The 16,707-nt window shown below is 42.0% G+C and carries 15 protein-coding genes; 9 read left to right on the top strand and 6 right to left on the bottom strand.

From position 1 onward, the window contains the following. The first annotated feature begins 92 nt into the window (after positions 1 to 92). The 3 genes from AC4IFT_RS05010 (at position 93) to AC4IFT_RS05000 (ending at position 2,789) form a co-directional block, all read left to right on the top strand. The gene (locus tag AC4IFT_RS05010; protein WP_490750749.1) at positions 93 to 767 is read left to right on the top strand and encodes a response regulator; all 675 of its coding nucleotides are present in this window, start codon (positions 93 to 95) and stop codon (positions 765 to 767) included. Further along, positions 757 to 2,118, top strand: coding sequence for a sensor histidine kinase (locus tag AC4IFT_RS05005; RefSeq protein WP_490750748.1), 1,362 nt, complete (start codon positions 757 to 759; stop codon positions 2,116 to 2,118). The genes AC4IFT_RS05010 and AC4IFT_RS05005 overlap by 11 nt, the downstream gene beginning before the upstream one ends. A gap of 95 nt (positions 2,119 to 2,213) precedes the next feature. Beyond that, positions 2,214 to 2,789 carry a cysteine hydrolase family protein gene (locus tag AC4IFT_RS05000; RefSeq protein ID WP_490731279.1) on the top strand — a complete coding sequence of 192 codons (576 nt, stop codon included), beginning with the start codon at positions 2,214 to 2,216 and terminating at the stop codon, positions 2,787 to 2,789. An 11-nt stretch (positions 2,790 to 2,800) separates the two neighbouring features. Here the strand turns inward: AC4IFT_RS05000 and AC4IFT_RS04995 are convergent, their stop codons facing one another. Beyond that, positions 2,801 to 3,643: a D-amino-acid transaminase gene (locus tag AC4IFT_RS04995; protein WP_490750747.1), complete on the bottom strand. Its 843-nt coding sequence runs from the start codon at positions 3,641 to 3,643 to the stop codon at positions 2,801 to 2,803. A 682-nt stretch (positions 3,644 to 4,325) separates the two neighbouring features. Between AC4IFT_RS04995 and AC4IFT_RS04990 the strand changes: the two genes are divergently transcribed. The 5 genes from AC4IFT_RS04990 (at position 4,326) to AC4IFT_RS04970 (ending at position 10,456) form a co-directional block, all read left to right on the top strand. Beyond that, complete coding sequence (locus AC4IFT_RS04990; RefSeq protein ID WP_490731283.1) at positions 4,326 to 5,594, top strand: mechanosensitive ion channel family protein; 1,269 nt, start codon at positions 4,326 to 4,328, stop codon at positions 5,592 to 5,594. A gap of 283 nt (positions 5,595 to 5,877) precedes the next feature. Beyond that, on the top strand, positions 5,878 to 8,307 hold the full coding sequence (locus AC4IFT_RS04985) for a DMSO/selenate family reductase complex A subunit (RefSeq protein ID WP_490750746.1): 2,430 nt from the start codon (positions 5,878 to 5,880) through the stop codon (positions 8,305 to 8,307). Between the two features lie 11 nt (positions 8,308 to 8,318). Further along, positions 8,319 to 8,936: a DMSO/selenate family reductase complex B subunit gene (locus AC4IFT_RS04980; RefSeq protein WP_206082307.1), complete on the top strand. Its 618-nt coding sequence runs from the start codon at positions 8,319 to 8,321 to the stop codon at positions 8,934 to 8,936. A gap of 1 nt (position 8,937) precedes the next feature. After that, entirely contained in the window at positions 8,938 to 9,714 is a 777-nt protein-coding gene (locus AC4IFT_RS04975; RefSeq protein ID WP_490731297.1) for a dimethyl sulfoxide reductase anchor subunit family protein, read from the top strand. A gap of 148 nt (positions 9,715 to 9,862) precedes the next feature. After that, positions 9,863 to 10,456, top strand: coding sequence for a molecular chaperone TorD family protein (locus AC4IFT_RS04970; RefSeq protein ID WP_490731299.1), 594 nt, complete (start codon positions 9,863 to 9,865; stop codon positions 10,454 to 10,456). Positions 10,457 to 10,502: 46 nt separating this feature from the next. Here the strand turns inward: AC4IFT_RS04970 and AC4IFT_RS04965 are convergent, their stop codons facing one another. Continuing rightward, positions 10,503 to 11,045, bottom strand: a complete 543-nt coding sequence (locus AC4IFT_RS04965) for a DUF924 family protein (RefSeq protein ID WP_490731499.1) — start codon at positions 11,043 to 11,045, stop codon at positions 10,503 to 10,505. A 418-nt stretch (positions 11,046 to 11,463) separates the two neighbouring features. Here AC4IFT_RS04965 and AC4IFT_RS04960 point away from each other — a divergent pair, with 418 nt between their 5' ends. Continuing rightward, on the top strand, positions 11,464 to 11,733 hold the full coding sequence (locus tag AC4IFT_RS04960; RefSeq protein ID WP_490731301.1) for a hypothetical protein: 270 nt from the start codon (positions 11,464 to 11,466) through the stop codon (positions 11,731 to 11,733). A gap of 40 nt (positions 11,734 to 11,773) precedes the next feature. Here AC4IFT_RS04960 and AC4IFT_RS04955 read toward each other — a convergent pair whose 3' ends face one another. The 4 genes from AC4IFT_RS04955 to AC4IFT_RS04940 are packed head-to-tail and all read right to left on the bottom strand — an operon-like array spanning position 11,774 to position 16,699. Next, positions 11,774 to 13,516, bottom strand: coding sequence for an acetyl/propionyl/methylcrotonyl-CoA carboxylase subunit alpha (locus AC4IFT_RS04955; protein WP_490731303.1), 1,743 nt, complete (start codon positions 13,514 to 13,516; stop codon positions 11,774 to 11,776). Continuing rightward, positions 13,497 to 15,107 (bottom strand): 5-oxoprolinase subunit PxpB, encoded by a 1,611-nt coding sequence (gene pxpB / locus AC4IFT_RS04950; protein WP_490750745.1) that lies wholly within the window; start codon positions 15,105 to 15,107, stop codon positions 13,497 to 13,499. Before pxpB ends, AC4IFT_RS04955 begins: the two co-directional genes overlap by 20 nt. Before the next feature lie 9 nt (positions 15,108 to 15,116). Continuing rightward, entirely contained in the window at positions 15,117 to 15,923 is an 807-nt protein-coding gene (locus AC4IFT_RS04945; protein ID WP_490750744.1) for a putative hydro-lyase, read from the bottom strand. Further along, positions 15,920 to 16,699 carry a LamB/YcsF family protein gene (locus AC4IFT_RS04940; protein WP_490731309.1) on the bottom strand — a complete coding sequence of 260 codons (780 nt, stop codon included), beginning with the start codon at positions 16,697 to 16,699 and terminating at the stop codon, positions 15,920 to 15,922. Before AC4IFT_RS04940 ends, AC4IFT_RS04945 begins: the two co-directional genes overlap by 4 nt. Between the last annotated feature and the right edge of the window lie 8 nt (positions 16,700 to 16,707).

The following is a 16,707-nucleotide window of genomic DNA, read 5'->3' as shown; positions in this document are numbered from 1 at the left end:
TTAAGATAAACTTAAATCTAAGCTGAACTTGGGACGACTAGATATTGTCTGGTTTCCATTGGCTGCTTATACTGACGCTCAGAGGTGATAATATGAATATCCTATTAGTAGAAGATGATCTCCAACTGGGGAAAGCACTTTGCCGTGGCTTAGAATTAGCGGGATTTAATCCTTGTTGGGTACGATTGCTGGCAGATGCAAAGTCACAGCTCACTTCTCGTAATTTTGATTTAATGCTATTAGATTTAGGGCTACCCGATGGTGATGGTCATGCAGAGTTAATTACATGGCGCCAATCTGGGGAGTCAATTCCAATCATTATATTAACCGCACGAAATCAAATGGATAATTTGGTTTCTAGCTTAGACTCAGGTGCTGATGACTTTTTAACCAAACCATTTGCCATGCCAGAACTTATATCTCGAGTAAAAGCAGTAAGTCGTAGAATGGCTGGTTTTTCCTCTGAAATTTGGCAATTAGATAACCTGCAATTAAATCCATTAAACCATCAAGTAACACTTAATGAACAACTCCTTTTGCTCTCAGGAAAAGAATATTTATTGTTGTATGAGCTAATTAAAAATGCAGATAATGTTGTTCGAAAAACAGATTTAGAACAGCGACTCTTCGGTATCGATGATGTGGAAAGTAACTCTTTAGAAGTTCATATTCATAATTTACGCCGCAAGATAGGTAAAGACCGAATTATTACTATCCGTGGTATCGGCTATTTATTAAAAAAAGAAGCTCAGCCAAGTGAAAGTTAAATCCTTTTTTATTTATACCTTCGGCCTACAAATTAGCTCTGTGATTTTTCTATGGCTAATATTAGTCGGTTGGTTACAATTTTTCTATTGGCCATCAATTCATGAAGAATTGAACAAGCAACAAGTGATCATTACGACTGGGTTTGCCAAAACACTGGGGGTTGTTTCTGATAATCCTGAATATTTTAATGAAATCGCCAACATATTACAAAACCTCTATACCGAGGCTATTGAAAGTGGTGAAGGGATTAATTATCGACCATTTATGGTTGTTAGAGACAACTTAGGTAATGTCCTTTACCGCAATAGTGAAAAATTAGCGGTGCCTTCTCTAAAAACAATTGACGAGCTAACAAGACAATACCCAGACTGGCATTTTACATCCGCATGGAACCACTCGAAGCAGTTTGAAGTGATAATTGCAGAATCCTACGCAGACCGTACCTCATTGCTAGGCACGCCAGCGGAAGGGACAGCAATACCCTTAGCTTTTATATTAGCGATCATGTTTCTTGCTATTGTCATTACAGCCTATTTTAGCCTAAGGCCATTAAGACAAGCTGCAAAGATTATATCCAGTCGCCAGCCTGGTAACTTATCGCCTATCGAAGTTAAAGAGCAGTATAAAGAAATTCGCCCTATTATTGCTGCAATCAATAACCTGATGACCCGTGTAGATGCAGCAAATCAACGGGAAAAGCGCTTTATGGCTGATGCTGCACATGAACTACGTACACCGATCGCTGCCGTTATCGCTCAATTGCATTTATTAATACAGATCGATAACCCAAAAGAAAAAGAAGAAATTATTAATGATATGCAGGAGACATTAAACCGTGCAGCGTCTTTATCTCATCAGCTTATTGATTTAGCACGTTTAGAAGCAGAAGATTTTGCTTTAAATAAAGAACAAATCGACTTGCCTGCTTTAATCAGTACGATTATTTCATCCCATGTTCCTTATGCCATCAATAAAAATATCGATGTAGAACTGCAAAGCCCAGATTCTTTCTATGTACTCACAGACAAACTAGCCCTCACCAATATTTTTACCAATTTGATTGAAAATGCGATCAAATATTGCCCAGAAAAAGGCAAGATTAAAGTTTCAATTAAAGATTTATCCCCCTTTGGGGCCACAATTTCATTGCAAGATAATGGAAGAGGTATCCCAGAACAAAGCCGCCAACTTATTTTTCCTCGCTTTTACCGTGTCCCTGGTACGGTAGAAACTGGGAGTGGCTTGGGTTTATCCATTGCCCATAATTTAGCGTTAAAAATTGGAGCTGTAATTAGAGTTACTGATGGATTAGATAATCAGGGAATTGGTTTTATTATTGATTTACCTTAAATTGAATTCTGTAATTGAGTTAACAGCATAGCCACTACTTTACAGATAAAATGCCTCTTTTGTACGTTAATTTACTTAATTTAAAAGAGGCAATAATGTCCAAGGCATTAGTAATTATTGATCTCATTGAAGAGATAATTGGTAAAAGTGGCTTATCAAATTCTAGCTACCAACAAACTTGTGAACGCAGAATTATTGAAAAAGCGAACCAAGCAGCTTCCCATGCAAGAAACCTTCGAATGCCTGTCATTTGGGTAAAAGTTGGTTTTTCGGATAATTACCACGATGTTCCCGCGGGTTCCCCCATGTTTCAACATGCCAAAGAAATCGGCGCATTAAAACTAAGTGACAATGGCTGCAATTGGGTGCACGACCTTGATGTGGGATTTCGCGACCCTGTAATGATTAAAAAAGGTGTCTCCGCATTTGCAGGAAACCATTTTAATAAGTGGCTCACGAATAATGGCATTACACAGTTGTTCATTGGCGGAGTTAGCACCGTAAAGGCTATTCAGAGTACAGCACGTGAAGCGCATGATTTGGGCTACTTTGTCACTATTTTAGATGATTTATGTGCCGCTCCAACACTTGAACTTCATGAGCAAAGTATTCAAGCATTAGAGGGCATGGTCACGGTTTCTTCCGTTAAGGAATTTCTGCAATTAAAATAACAAAGTTTATTTTATTTAGTATTTTCTAGGTAAATCTCGCGTAGCCGGATGGTAATATTCCCCGGCTTACCGTCTCCAATCGCATGATGATTAATTTTGATAACAGGGCAAACTAATGTTGTAGCTGATGTCATAAAGACTTCTTTCGCTGTTAGCATTTCTTCAAGACTGAACGGTTTTTCAATAATCTCTATACCCTGCTCTTGGGCCAGCAAAAGAACCGCTTTTCGCGTAATACCTGGTAAGATTTCATAGGTCAGCCCTCGAGTCTGTAATTGATTGTACTGATTAATGATAAAACAATTACTGGAGCTTCCTTCAGTTACAATCCCATCTTTAACGAAAATTGCATCATCAGCACCTTGTTGTTTAGCATGCTCTTTTGCTAAAGATGCAGCTAATAAAGCCACTGTCTTAATATCACATCTCCCCCATCGAATATCCTCTACTGTGACAGCCGTAATACCATTTTTTACTTTTAAGTTATCAACAATGTTCGTCTTTTGTGCAAATAATACTAATGTTGGCTTAGTCTCTTTATCAGGAAATAAAAAATTACGCTGTTTTGCATTTCCTCGAGTAAATTGAAGGTAAATAAGTCCTTCATTGATATTATTACGCTCAATTAATTGCGTATGAATTTGTTTAATCTTTTCCACGCCATACGGTAAATTTAGTTGCAGTTCATGGCATGAACGCTGTAATCGCACAATGTGGTTTTCAAAATCAACGAGTTTTCCATTGATAATGGCGGTCACTTCATATACAGCATCGGCAAATAAAAAACCTCGGTCGAAAACAGACACGGTAGCCAGTTCTTCAGGTAGATACTGACCATTCACGTAAGTTATCATTTATATACATCCCTTTAATTAGCCAATTTATTCTCTTTCGTATAATTAACCATACACCATATTTACCTCTCTGCATTTCAATTCATCATTTTTCTTATAAGGCCTTTAGAAGAAACAATAATCACGACAAATACCCACATTAAAATTATGTTTAATTTTTAAAATATATTTTAGGATTAACTTGACATTAACAACCCAAAGATTAAAATGCCCTCACGTGATCGAGATCACACTTTAACAATCGGAGTTAACCATGAGCAGCATTAAAGAATTTATCAGTAGTGTTCAAGAAGTCGTTGAATTACTGTCAAAACGTTTTATGTAAGTTAGTTGTTTTCTAGTCAATCAAACCTTTCATTTACCTTATCATTAGCGTTAATTTGCAAATATTTTGCACAGCGGCTTTGAATTCAAAGCCGCTTTTTTATTGCTATTTTGCAGTGTGTTAAATTTATGTTGGCATGCCTGGCACGTTACGCTAAAAGCCATCCATTCATCTACGTTATTATTATCAACGTGATTTTATTATCATCCCAATACTTATCGCTTCCATACATTATTAAGACAGAGTTTTATTTCTCTTATAATGAAATTTAAATCTGCTCATGATAGTCTTTCTTAGTAACCAAAACTTTTTATAGAGATAAACTGCAATTAAAACATCGTCATAGAAGGAGAACACATGCAGCAGCAACTGCTCGACTGGGTCCACCAGTTTAATCAAGACTATGCCAACCTCGCCTCTTTGCTCATGGTGCTTGGGCTCATACTGATTGTCGCTCTTGTCTTGCACCTTTTTTTACACAAAATATTACTGCCTACGTTAGAAAAACGGGGGCAAAAATCTGCGGGTAGCTGGCCGCATTTGCTCACCCAACATTATCTTTTCAACCGAATTGCTTTTGTGATCCAAGGGGTGGTAGTTAACATCCAAGCAACGCTTTGGTTATCTGCTGGCTCAACCGCACAAACCGTTCTTAAGGTTGGCTCACAAGCCTGGTGTTTATTATTTGGCTTATTAACGATTTACTCCATACTTGATATCGTATTAGGTATCTTGCAACGTGCTGCCAAAACCGCCCACCTTCCTCTACGAGGAATATTCCAAAGTATTAAACTAATTGCATCAATACTGATTGCCATCATGATCATTGCACTCTTGATTGGTAAGTCTCCACTGATTATTTTAAGTGGACTCGGAGCCATGACAGCAGTAATGATGTTGGTATTTAAAGATCCAATAATGGGCTTAGTTGCTGGGATACAGCTATCAGCCAATAATATGGTGAATATTGGTGATTGGTTAGAAATGCCAAAATACGGTGCTGATGGTGCCGTTGTTGATATTGGTTTAACTACAGTGAAAGTCCGTAACTGGGATAATACCGTTACGACCATTCCGACTTATGCATTAATTTCAGATTCATTTAAGAACTGGAAAGGCATGACTGAATCTGGTGGGCGACGGATAAAACGCAGTTTTCGTATTGATGCCACCAGCGTACATTTTTTAACGCCTGAAGAAATTACGCACTGCGAAAAAGCCAACTTACTTGAGCCATATATCGGCCAAAAAGTATCTGAAATCCAAGTGTTTAATTCTGCGCTCCCTGATGACAAAGCGATCCCATTAAATCAGCGCCGTTTGACAAACATCGGGACATTTCGTGCTTATATTGATGCCTATTTAAAAGCACACCCTAACATTCATAAAAAAATGACCATCATGGTAAGGCAATTGGAATCGGACTCGAATGGTATCCCTATCGAGATTTACGCATTTACCAATACAACGGTTTGGGTTGAGTATGAAAGAATCCAATCGGATATCTTTGACCACATCTTTTCAATCTTGCCGCAATTTAATTTAATGCCACATCAATCACCTACCGGAAATGATGTTAGATTAATTAACTCGTCGGCAGTAAAACCGTTAACACCAAGTGATTAGTAAAAGTTTCTTATTTATCTACATCTAAAGTAGTATTTTAAAAGAGGGTTTAGCCCCTCTTTTTCCTCATTTCCCACCCAATCATTATATAAAAATAAATATAACGATAGTTAATAAAAATAGAACTAAAACCCTCTTCAGCTCAAAAAAACTCCTTATAAATTATATAAATACATAAAATTTATCCGTATCAACATTGATGTAAATCATGTCACTTAACACAGACATTTTTTAACATATAAAACAAGTTAGTCGTGTTGTTATTTACATATAGGCAATGTCAATGCATAAAATTAAAAATAATACTCAATTTGGAGAACTGAGCAGGAGGGAGTTTATACAAACCTCTGCAACCGTTGCGGGCGTCGCCGCAGTGGCAGGCTCAATCACTCTCCCCTTTTCTGCTCAAGCAAAAGCACCAGCAATCATGCCTGACGAAGTCAGCGAAAAAATCAGTTACAGCGCATGCTTAGTTAACTGTGGAAGTCGCTGTCCTCTGAAGGTTCACGTTAAAGACGGTGTTATCAGCCGTATCTCTAACGAAACAATGTACGATGACTCCACTTTAGGTGAACATCAAATTCGCCCGTGTTTACGTGGACGATCTGTACGTTGGAAAACCTACAATCCTGACCGTTTAAAATACCCAATGGTTCGTGTAGGTAAACGTGGTGAAGGGAAATTCAAGAAAATCACTTGGGATGAAGCCACTACTATCATCGCTGAAAAACTAAAATATACCATTGATAAATATGGTAGTGATGCCATTTACTACCAATATGGTTCTGGCTCAACAGGTGCAAATTTGCATGGTCGTGCCGCATGTAAACGCCTGCTCAGCCTCACAGGCGGTTTTTTAGGCGACTACGGTACCTATTCATACGCTCAATTAATGGAAATTACGCCATACGTATATGGTAGCGTTGAAGAGTCTTATTTATCCGAAATCCAAAACTCTGATTTAGTCGTCATGTTTGGTCATAACCTCGCCGAAACACGGATGTCCGGTGGAGGCCAATTTTATGAAACACTCAATGCATTAGACAAAAGTAAAGCGAAAGTCATTATTATTGACCCGCGCCGTACAGACAGTGTTACAACTCTAGGCGCTGAATGGATCCCTATCTATCCAGGGACTGATGCGGCATTAGTCGCAGCGCTGGGTTATGTGATGATCCAAGAAGGGTTAACTGACGAAGAATTCCTGAAAAATTACTGTGTGGGTTGGGATGAGTCCACACTGCCCGCTTCTGCACCACGCAATGGTTCATACAAAGATTATATCCTAGGTAATGGCCCTGACGGCATCGTTAAAACCCCTGAATGGGCAAGTAAACTAACGGGAATATCTGTTGCACGTATCACCCAATTAGCTCGCGAAATTGGTAATGCAAATCGTGCTTGGATTTCACAAGGCTGGGGTTTACAACGTACGGAAAACGGTGAGCAGGCTTGTCGTTCCATTATGATGCTGCCATTAATGTCAGGCAATATTGGCCGAGCAGGTACTAATACCGGTTTATGGGGTAATAGCTACGCTTACCCAGTTGCAGGTTTTGCATTACCTAACCCTGTGAAAGCGCTAATTCCAACTTACATGTGGTCTGAAGCCATTGTACGCGGTAAAGAACTGACGGCAGAAAATGGCGGTATCAAGGGTGTTGATAAACTGGAAAACGACATCAAATTTATGTGGTGTTACTCCAGTAACGTCATTGGTAACCAGCACGGTGATTTAAATAAAACCCATGAAATTCTCTCTGATGAGTCTAAGTGTGAGTTTATTTTAGTGTGGGATAACCATGACACTCCTTCTGCTAAATATGCAGATTTGCTGCTGCCTGACGTCACCACCGTTGAAACTAACGACCTGATTAATAACTCCTATGCAAGTGGTGCGTATCATTACCTTGTACGCCTACAGAACGCGATTGAGCCATTATGGGAAAACCGCCCTAACTATGATGTATTAGCCGAAATAGCGGAAAAAATGGGTGTTAAAGAGCAATTCACCGAAGGCCGTACTTACGCTGAGTGGATTGAATTCTGTTACAACAAGACGCGTGAAAAAATGCCACACTTGCCTGAATTTAGCGAAACAGATGGTGCAGGTATCATTGATCGTAAATTCCTAAATAGCAGCGAAAATATTGCACTGAAGAAATTCCGCGATGACCCAATTAACAACCCGTTAAAAACGCCATCAGGAAAAATTGAAATTTATTCGGAAAAACTGGCTGAAAGAGTCAAAAACTGGGAGTTACCAGAAGGCCAACGCATCCCTGCTCTGCCAGAATATTGTGTGAATAAAGAAGGGGTTGAGGCGCAAGCTAAAGACCAAAAACACACTTTATTGATGACAGGTTTCCATGATAAAGGCCATGTCCATTCATCCTATTACAACGTGGCGATGCTACGTGAAGCTATCCCCCATCAATTCTGGCTTAACCCAATTGATGCACAGCAACGGGGTTTAAGTAATGGCGATTTGGCTGAAATTTTCAATGATCGTGGCCGCATTCAAATTAAAGTTAAAGTCACTGAGCGTGTCTTACCTGGTGTTATCGCTGTTCCGCAGGGTGCATGGCGTACCCTCAATAGTGAAGGTTTAGATGTTGGCGGTTGTATCAACACCTTAACTTCACACGTGCCTTCCCCGCTGGCGAAAGGTACACCACAGCATACCAACCTTGTTGAAGTTAAACGCGCTTAAGGAGTTAAATGATGAAACAATATGGCTTTTATTTTGACTCCACAAAATGCACTGGCTGTAAAACCTGTCAGGTCAGTTGTAAGGACGAAAAAGATTTAGATTTAGGCCCTAAGTTCCGCCGTGTATATGAATTTGGCGGCGGAAGTTGGCAAAAACAAGACGGAATTTGGCAGCAAAATGTCTTTAACTATTACCTGTCAATTTCCTGTAACCATTGCTCAAACCCAACGTGTGTCGCGGGTTGTCCGACAGGGGCAATGCATAAACGTGAAGAAGACGGTTTAGTGGTTGTTGACCAGTCTATTTGTGTCGGTTGCCGTTATTGCGAATTGCGTTGCCCATATGGCGCACCGCAATTTGATGAAAAGAAAAAGCTGATGAGCAAATGCGACGGTTGTTATGAACGTGTCGCAAAAGGCATGAAGCCAGTGTGTGTTGAGTCTTGCCCACAACGCGCTTTAGATTTTGATGACATTAATGTTCTGCGTGAATTACACGGCACAGAATGCGGGATTGCACCGATGCCAGACCCAAGCTTCACCAACCCGAACATTGTCATTAAACCCCATAAAGACGCGAAGCCATTTGGCGATAAAAGCGGCGAACTGAAAAACCCAGCGGAGGTGTAAAATGCATGAATTACCATTAGTTTTTTTCACCGTCTTAGGGCAATCTGCCGCAGGGCTATTTTTACTGGCCTACTTGAGCCGCAAAATGGGTTCCATTGATGACAAACAGTTAAAAACCGCCAATATTATTGCATTTATTGTTATGCTGATTGGCTTAGTGATTGGTGGATTGCACGTAGGTCAACCACTGCGCTTCTTTAACATGTTGCTGGGGGTTGGTCGTTCTCCAATGAGTAACGAAGCCTTCTTAAGTGGTGTATTTGTTGGATGTGCAGCAGCGACTTTATTTTTTACGCTGTTCTTCAAACATACCATCTTACGTGAATTAGCCAATATTGCGGCGGTGATCTCTGGGTTAGCCTTTGTTTGGTCAATCCCACAGGTATATAACATTGCAACAATTGCCAATTGGAATACTGGCTACACCACACTACAAATGTGGATGACGATGCTCGTTGGTGGTGGTGCACTTGCTATTGCCGTTGGTGCTCGCGGATTAGGCATTGCCTCTTTCCTTATCGGTACGTTCGCTATTTTTGCCAGCCGTGCAGGATACCAAGCGTTCCTAACGGAAACAGGCCCTGTCCTTAGCGGTGAACAAACCGGTTTTTGGGGCTTCCAAGTGGTTGTCTTAGCCATTGCCTTAGCCGCATTTGTCGGAATGGCACTGAAACAACGCGCACCAAAAGCAACATTAGCGACCTGCGCAGCCGCCGTTTTGCTAGCTGAACTTGCCGGTCGAATTGCTTTCTATAACTTGTGGCAGATCACCATGTAACCCTTTGTTGTTACTGTGTTAAGATGCCTTATCAAAGAACTCCTTTTGGGGTTCTTTGTTTAAGAAACAACGAAACCTATCATTGATGTAATCGCGGGAAAGCAGATGACAATGTCATGCTGTAGCACGAAATAAGACGGATAAAAATATGATTGATACGACAATATTTCGCATCCTTGGTGCGTTTTTTTACTACTCTCCGCAATCTGATACGTTACAAAATGTCTACCCAGTTTTAAGTGAAATACCTCAATTACACTTATGGGAAGATCCAGACCAAATTCAGGCTATTTCTGCTTCGTTGGCACAAACAGAACCTGATGATATTGCTTATGATTATTCGATATTATTTGAAGGACAAGGCACAATGCCTGCCCCGCCTTGGGGGTCAGTGTACCTTGAGCATGATAATACTGTGATGGGCGAGTCAACGGCGGCTTATCGCAACTTACTGGAATCAAAAGGGTTAGTTACCGATACTGGTATCCGTGAGCCTGAAGACCAATTTGGCTTGATGTTGATGGCCATTTCAGCGCTTGCTGAACAAGGCGAAGATCAGGCTATCGTTGAATTGCTGGAACAGCATTTATTACCTTGGGCTTACCGTTATTTAGCGTTGGTTCAACAAACCCAAACCGAAAACCCATTCTACCCAAACCTCGCAAAAGTCACTGAGATTTACCTAACTGACTTGCAGCAACAACTTGAACTTACACCCATTCCAGTTGAGTTGTTTCGCTAGTTTTTGTGATACCAAAGAGCAAACTGCTCTTTGGTTATTCTGTGCACTAAAATGAAGAATTTGGCTCTTGTAAGAAAGCCTGTTCTTCTTTCGTTGATGCGCGGCCTAAAATCTCATTACGATGAGGATAACGCCCAAATTTATCGATAATCGCCTTATGACGCATTTCATAATCTAGCGTATTGTCATCCCCTAGCATGCGAAATAATTCCACTGCTTGTAAATGAATAAAGCTGGATTCTGAATGCATATAAGGCATCAGGACAAATTTACGTTGCGACAAAGTCAGCAAATTATAATCATGTTGCTTGATAGCTTCTTGCGCTAATGCCAGTGCCATCGAGTCTTGAGCGAATGCTCGAGGTGTATCGCGCCATAAGTTTCGAGAAAACTGGTCAAGCACAATAATTTCCGCTAAACGACCGCGAATGGACGCACGCCAATAGGCCAATTCACCTTTTGCTGCACGCTCGCAAGTTGAGGAAAAGCGGCTAGCTATCGTCGAATCAAACTTTGTACTTTTTTCAAACCACTGTTTTGGTGTAGATTCTTCAAACCAAAATGAAAGCACTTCTTCCATGGCATTCATCATAAATTCCTATCGATTTTCTTATTAGGTGTTATCGTAATCCTAGTTAATAATCGCATTAATTGACAGGGTTAAGCTCTAAAAACGGGAATTTACAGCAAATTATTTTGTTTTTTTGCGAGCTGGCGCTAAAAAATTGCACAACAATCTTTATCACAATTTAACAAATTATCTTGTTTATATCTAAGGTAAATTATTGTATCTATCACTATAATAGATTTAAACTTTTTCCATTTTCATATTTTGTTATTTAATGTGAAGTCATCTGTTTGCCAAGGAGAAATAGATACATTTGGTTAAGCTAATGTTAGAATTTCACTGATAATATAATTGAATGAGTAACACGTTCGAGCATGCTACGTCACATTAATACTTCTTCAGCGTTTCATATTAGCTCTCATTAAGGATGGCAATGTAAATGGCAGGACATATGGTACTTATTGGTTGGGCCCTGTGGGTTAGCCCTTGCGGTACAGATTCATGTGATGCACTTCCTGTAACTGACTCCATTTTCACCCAAGAACAATGTGTTAGTCGAAAAAGCTACCTTGAATCTAAGCGCCCGAATTTGTATTTTTTGTGCGGAGAAGTCTACCGTGATAGCGAAGAAATGACGGCGGAAGAAAAACATGCCGTACCAGCGCCGCATCCACCTTTGCGTTCACTGCCAGAGCGCCACTCACGCTAACTTGAGTCCATGTTTGAACCCAAGTTAGCTCAAGGCTTACCTAATTTATTTCTGCAATTTGGCAATCAGCTTCAATAAAGTCACCTTTGTTGGCACTGTATTTTAATGTTCCTGTTCGATGAGCTAGCACTTGAACCTCCATTTTCATCGCTTCCATAACCCCAATGATATCCCCTTCAAGCACTTTTTCCCCTTGTGGGATCAACCAATTAAAGAGCACACCTGAAATCGGGGCATTGACGGCATCTGGGTTACTCACCTTTTGTGACACATTTTTTGACTCTTGCGCAGGGTTAACAGATAACCCCGAAAAGAGCTGTGCAGGCAAACCCAATTCACAACGTTTACCATCAATTTCAATAAACGTACGAGTCAACTCATTGCCCTCTTGTGGAATTTGGCGCGGCGCTGGTGGAATATCCACATTAAACTCTGTTTCGATCCAGCGAGTGTGCACTTTAAAATCTTCATAAAAATCAGATTGTTCCATCACGGCACGGTGGAAAGGTAAAACAGAGGCTACCCCTTCAATATTGAACTCTGACAGAGCACGACGAGCACGGGAAATCGCTTGTTCACGGGTATTTCCAACGACAATAAGTTTTGCCATTAATGAGTCAAAAGTCCGTGGAATTGTTGTTCCTGCCTCTACCCCACTGTCTACACGCACCCCAGGACCTGATGGAGCATCAAAAACAGTGATTGTTCCAGGCGTAGGTAAGAAACCATTTCCTGCATCTTCGGCATTGATGCGAAACTCAAAAGCATGACCCCGCGGTTTAGGCATCTCATTGAGACTTAATGGTAAACCTTCCGCAATACGCAGCTGTTCAATAACGAGATCAATGCCCGCCGTTTCTTCTGTAACGGGGTGCTCAACTTGTAGTCGTGTATTCACTTCAAGGAAAGATAACGTACCGTCCTGGCTTAATAAAAACTCAACCGTTCCCGCCCCAACATAGCCCGCTTTACGGCAAATATCGGTCGAAGAGGTGATAATTTGCTGTAATTGCGCTTCTGATAAATAGGGCGCAGGGGACTCTTCTACCAATTTTTGGTTACGGCGTTGCAATGAGCAGTCGCGAGTCCCCACCACCAGCACATTACCATGGGTATCTGCAATAACCTGCGCTTCGATATGCCGCGGGTTATGTAAAAATTGCTCCAAAAAGCATTCACCACGCCCAAATGCTGCCGTTGCTTCACGCACAGCTGAATGGTAAAGCTCTTCGACTTCATGCATTTGCCACGCGACTTTTAGGCCACGACCACCACCACCAAAGGCAGCTTTAATCGCAATAGGCAGGCCATGTTGATGAGCAAACTCCACCACTTCTCGTGCATCTTTAACGGGGTCTTTGGTGCCGACAACTAACGGGGCTCCAACTTGCAGTGCAATATGACGGGCTTGGACTTTATCACCTAAAATATCAATACTTTCCGCGCTTGGCCCAATCCAGATTAGCCCTGCGTCGTTAACTGCACGAGCAAACTCTGCACGCTCAGATAAAAAACCATAACCAGGGTGAACCATCGTCGCCCTTGATTTTTTTGCAATTTCTATTAACTTTTCAATGTTCAAGTAACTTTCAGCTGGGGTATTTCCCCCTAACCCATAAGCTTCATCCGCCATTTTGACGTGTAACGCGGCAATGTCGCTATCTGCATACACAGCAACAGATTGAAAACCATAATCACGACAGGCACGGATGATGCGCACAGCAATTTCGCCACGGTTGGCAATCAGTACTTTATGGGTTTTGTTATTGTTGTTCGTGTTCATAAGCACAATCACTCCCTTGTAATTCTTTAAACTCACCTAATGGATTAAAACGGATTTGGGCATTCACAGGGATTTGCCCTGCAAGACTCAAATGATACTCACACACTGTACCTATAACGGGGTAACCGCCTGTCAATGGGTGGTCATTCAAAAATAAAACAGGCTGTCCATTAGCAGGCACTTGGATAGCACCAATGCACGTTCCTTCACTCGGTAATTCTTGTTGGATTTCGCGCTCAAACGGGTGTTCACCCAATAAACGCAAACCTATACGATTCGATGCAGCGGTAACTTGCCATAATTGGTTGGTGAGCCGTTCGATGGCTTGTTGCGTAAACCAATCTGTTCTCGGCCCTAAAATGACATCTAATACCACAACATCATCCGCTGATGGGTAATCAAAAATAGGCGTTTCATTAACAGAGATAGCTTGTGTAGTTGCTTTATCATTAATTGCCAACGCTTGCCCTACTGTTACTGGCAATGGCCCAACTTGCGCTAAGGTATCAAATGAACAACTCGATAAAACGGGTTCGATATTAAAACCGCCCCGTATCGCTAAATAGCTGCGAACACCTTTACTCGGTCGACCCAATTTGATCACATCCCCTTTAGCAAGGTGGATAGTTTGGTACACATCAGCTTCGTAATGTTCTTCATTTTCTGTCGTGATTTCGATTACACAAGGCGCACCTGTAATAGCAATGACTAAGTCTTTGTTCGCCCGCGCTTTGAAGCCACCTTGCGTAATTTCTAATACAGTTTCATCGGAAACATTACCCACTAAGCGGTTTGCACTTCTCAGAGCATTTTTATCCATTGCCCCAGATTCAGAAATACCGAGAGCAGACTGGCCAATACGCCCTAAATCTTGAAATAACGTTTGTAACCCTGTGGCTAACACAGTGAAATCGTTCGCTGAATTCTGCAACGTAACGGTCTCTTTAGCCTTTTCAGGTAGGCTATAACTCACTGTACTTTTTGCGGCATCAACAAAACTTACTCGTGATCCCGCTTGCACCAGGGCAGGCTCAGCGCGATTGATATCCCACATCGCCAGGTCTGTCACACCAATGAGCTGCCATCCACCGGGGCTTGCTTGTGGATATACACTGCTAAACTCCCCTGCCAGTGCCACCGAACCAGCAGGAATTCGAACGCGCGGTGATTGGCGTCTAGGTACATGCAGCTGTGCCCCTTTCGATACCATATAACCAAAACCGGGCGCAAAACCACTGAATGCCACTTGGTATTCATTTTCTGTATGACGGCGGATTACCTCATCCGTCGAAATATCCAATATTTCAGCGACTTCTGTTAAGTCTTCCCCCGTATAATGCACAGGAATGACCACAAGTTTGCTCGACTTAGACGCCACTTTCGAAATATCTCTGACTGAAATTTGGCTAACCAAATCATCGGCATCAATAATAATCGGGTTGTATCTCACTAAAATCGTTCTTGCCGCAGGGGTGATTTCTTCCACCCCCTTGATAGGCATTTCATTTAATGAATCTGTGAGTGCCATCGTCTGTTCAAGGCTTTGCAGCTCTACCATCAGCGCACTTAGATTGACCGGTAAAAATCTCAATGGGCACCTCTATATATGATAAGCCGCGTCAGGCACATCGGTGATAAACATGTATCCCGGAGCATGACTTAGCGCAAATGGAACGCCCGATTTCATCACTGCCGCTTGTGGTGTTACACCACAGGCCCAAAACACGGGGATCTCCCCTTCTTCGATACGCACCGCATCACCAAAATCAGGCTTCATAATGTCGGTAATACCGAGTTTTTCAGGGGCCCCAATGTGAACAGGCGTACCATGAACGGCAGGAAATCGTCCTGTGATACTCACGGCATCCGCAACTCGATTGGCGGGGATTGGCCGCATCGAAACCACTAACTCCCCTTGTAAGCGCCCTGCGGGACGACACAAACGATTAGTTTTATACATCGGAACATTCGATTTATCGGTGATATGTCGTACATCAATTCCCGCCTCAATCATAGGTGTCTCGAATGTAAAACTACAACCAATCAGGAATGTGACTAAGTCAGGATGTTGTTGGTAAATCGCTGTCGCATCCGTGATTTCATCGGCTAATTGCCCGTGTTCCCATACACGATAACGAGGGATATCCGTTCGTAAATCCGCACCATCGGCTAAAATAGTTTGCCAGCTCCCTGCTTCACATACATCTAAAACGGGGCAACTTTTGGGATTACGCTGTGCGTACAATAAAAAATCAAACGCCCAATCACGAGGAAGTGCAATCATATTGGCTTGCGTCATTCCCGGCGCGAGTCCTGCGGTAGGTTTATCATAGCCAGTTCGTATTGCTTCACGGGCAGCCCGTGCAGCTTCAATTGCTTGCTTGGAGGCTTTCATTAATTGTGTCATTCATGCTCTCCTTTATGGGCAAAACCATAAATCTCAATCCCTTGTTTTTCAAGGATAGCGCGGACTTGTTGTGCCATTTCCAGTGCTCCTGGGCTATCCCCATGGACACAAATTGACCCAGCCTCAATCGGGGTAAATTGACCATCAATCGAAATGACGCCACCTTCTTGCACTAATTGCAGCATGCGCTCAGCAACGATTTTCGGGTCATGCAACACGGAGCCAGCCAGCTTACGCGAAACTAATGTGCCATCACTGTTATAAGCCCTATCTGCGAATGCTTCTGCCACCACATTCAAACCACTTTCTTGCGCCCAACCAATTAATGGTGAACCCGCTAATGCAACAAGAATTAATTTATTATCAATAGCTTTGATTGCCTCAATCACTGCTGTGGCTTGGCGTTTATCATGAGCAATAGTGTTATAAAGGGCTCCATGGGGCTTCACATATAAAACGTCAGTGCCCGCTGCGGCAGCTAGCCCTTTCAATGCACCGATTTGGTAAATGACATCCGCAGTCAACTCGCTAGAAGCAATATCCATATTACGACGCCCAAAACCGACTAAATCGGGATAGCCCACGTGAGCCCCTACTGCCACACCATTTTCTTTGGCCGCCGTTAAGGTTTTTAAAATTCCTTCTGGCGATCCTGCATGGAAACCACAAGCCACATTGGCACTACTGACCACGGGTAAGATAGCCTCATCATTTCCCATCCGCCATTGACCAAAACTTTCCCCTAAGTCGCTGTTTAAATCGATTTGTTTTTTCATCATCACTC

This window comes from Providencia sp. UF-183 (assembly GCF_058246155.1).
Note: the sequence above shows the minus strand (reverse complement) of the source record. Positions and strands in the feature narration are given on the sequence as shown.

What these genes read in the sequence shown, in the direction of transcription:
- AC4IFT_RS05010 (WP_490750749.1), top strand. Translation starts at nt 93, where the DNA reads ATGAATATCCTATTAGTAGAAGATGATCTCCAACTGGGGAAAGCACTT.
- AC4IFT_RS05000 (WP_490731279.1), top strand. Translation starts at nt 2,214, where the DNA reads ATGTCCAAGGCATTAGTAATTATTGATCTCATTGAAGAGATAATTGGT.
- AC4IFT_RS04995 (WP_490750747.1), bottom strand. Translation starts at nt 3,643, where the DNA reads ATGATAACTTACGTGAATGGTCAGTATCTACCTGAAGAACTGGCTACC.
- AC4IFT_RS04990 (WP_490731283.1), top strand. Translation starts at nt 4,326, where the DNA reads ATGCAGCAGCAACTGCTCGACTGGGTCCACCAGTTTAATCAAGACTAT.
- AC4IFT_RS04985 (WP_490750746.1), top strand. Translation starts at nt 5,878, where the DNA reads ATGCATAAAATTAAAAATAATACTCAATTTGGAGAACTGAGCAGGAGG.
- AC4IFT_RS04980 (WP_206082307.1), top strand. Translation starts at nt 8,319, where the DNA reads ATGAAACAATATGGCTTTTATTTTGACTCCACAAAATGCACTGGCTGT.
- AC4IFT_RS04975 (WP_490731297.1), top strand. Translation starts at nt 8,938, where the DNA reads ATGCATGAATTACCATTAGTTTTTTTCACCGTCTTAGGGCAATCTGCC.
- AC4IFT_RS04970 (WP_490731299.1), top strand. Translation starts at nt 9,863, where the DNA reads ATGATTGATACGACAATATTTCGCATCCTTGGTGCGTTTTTTTACTAC.
- AC4IFT_RS04965 (WP_490731499.1), bottom strand. Translation starts at nt 11,045, where the DNA reads ATGAATGCCATGGAAGAAGTGCTTTCATTTTGGTTTGAAGAATCTACA.
- AC4IFT_RS04960 (WP_490731301.1), top strand. Translation starts at nt 11,464, where the DNA reads ATGGCAGGACATATGGTACTTATTGGTTGGGCCCTGTGGGTTAGCCCT.
- AC4IFT_RS04955 (WP_490731303.1), bottom strand. Translation starts at nt 13,516, where the DNA reads ATGAACACGAACAACAATAACAAAACCCATAAAGTACTGATTGCCAAC.
- AC4IFT_RS04945 (WP_490750744.1), bottom strand. Translation starts at nt 15,923, where the DNA reads ATGACACAATTAATGAAAGCCTCCAAGCAAGCAATTGAAGCTGCACGG.
- AC4IFT_RS04940 (WP_490731309.1), bottom strand. Translation starts at nt 16,699, where the DNA reads ATGAAAAAACAAATCGATTTAAACAGCGACTTAGGGGAAAGTTTTGGT.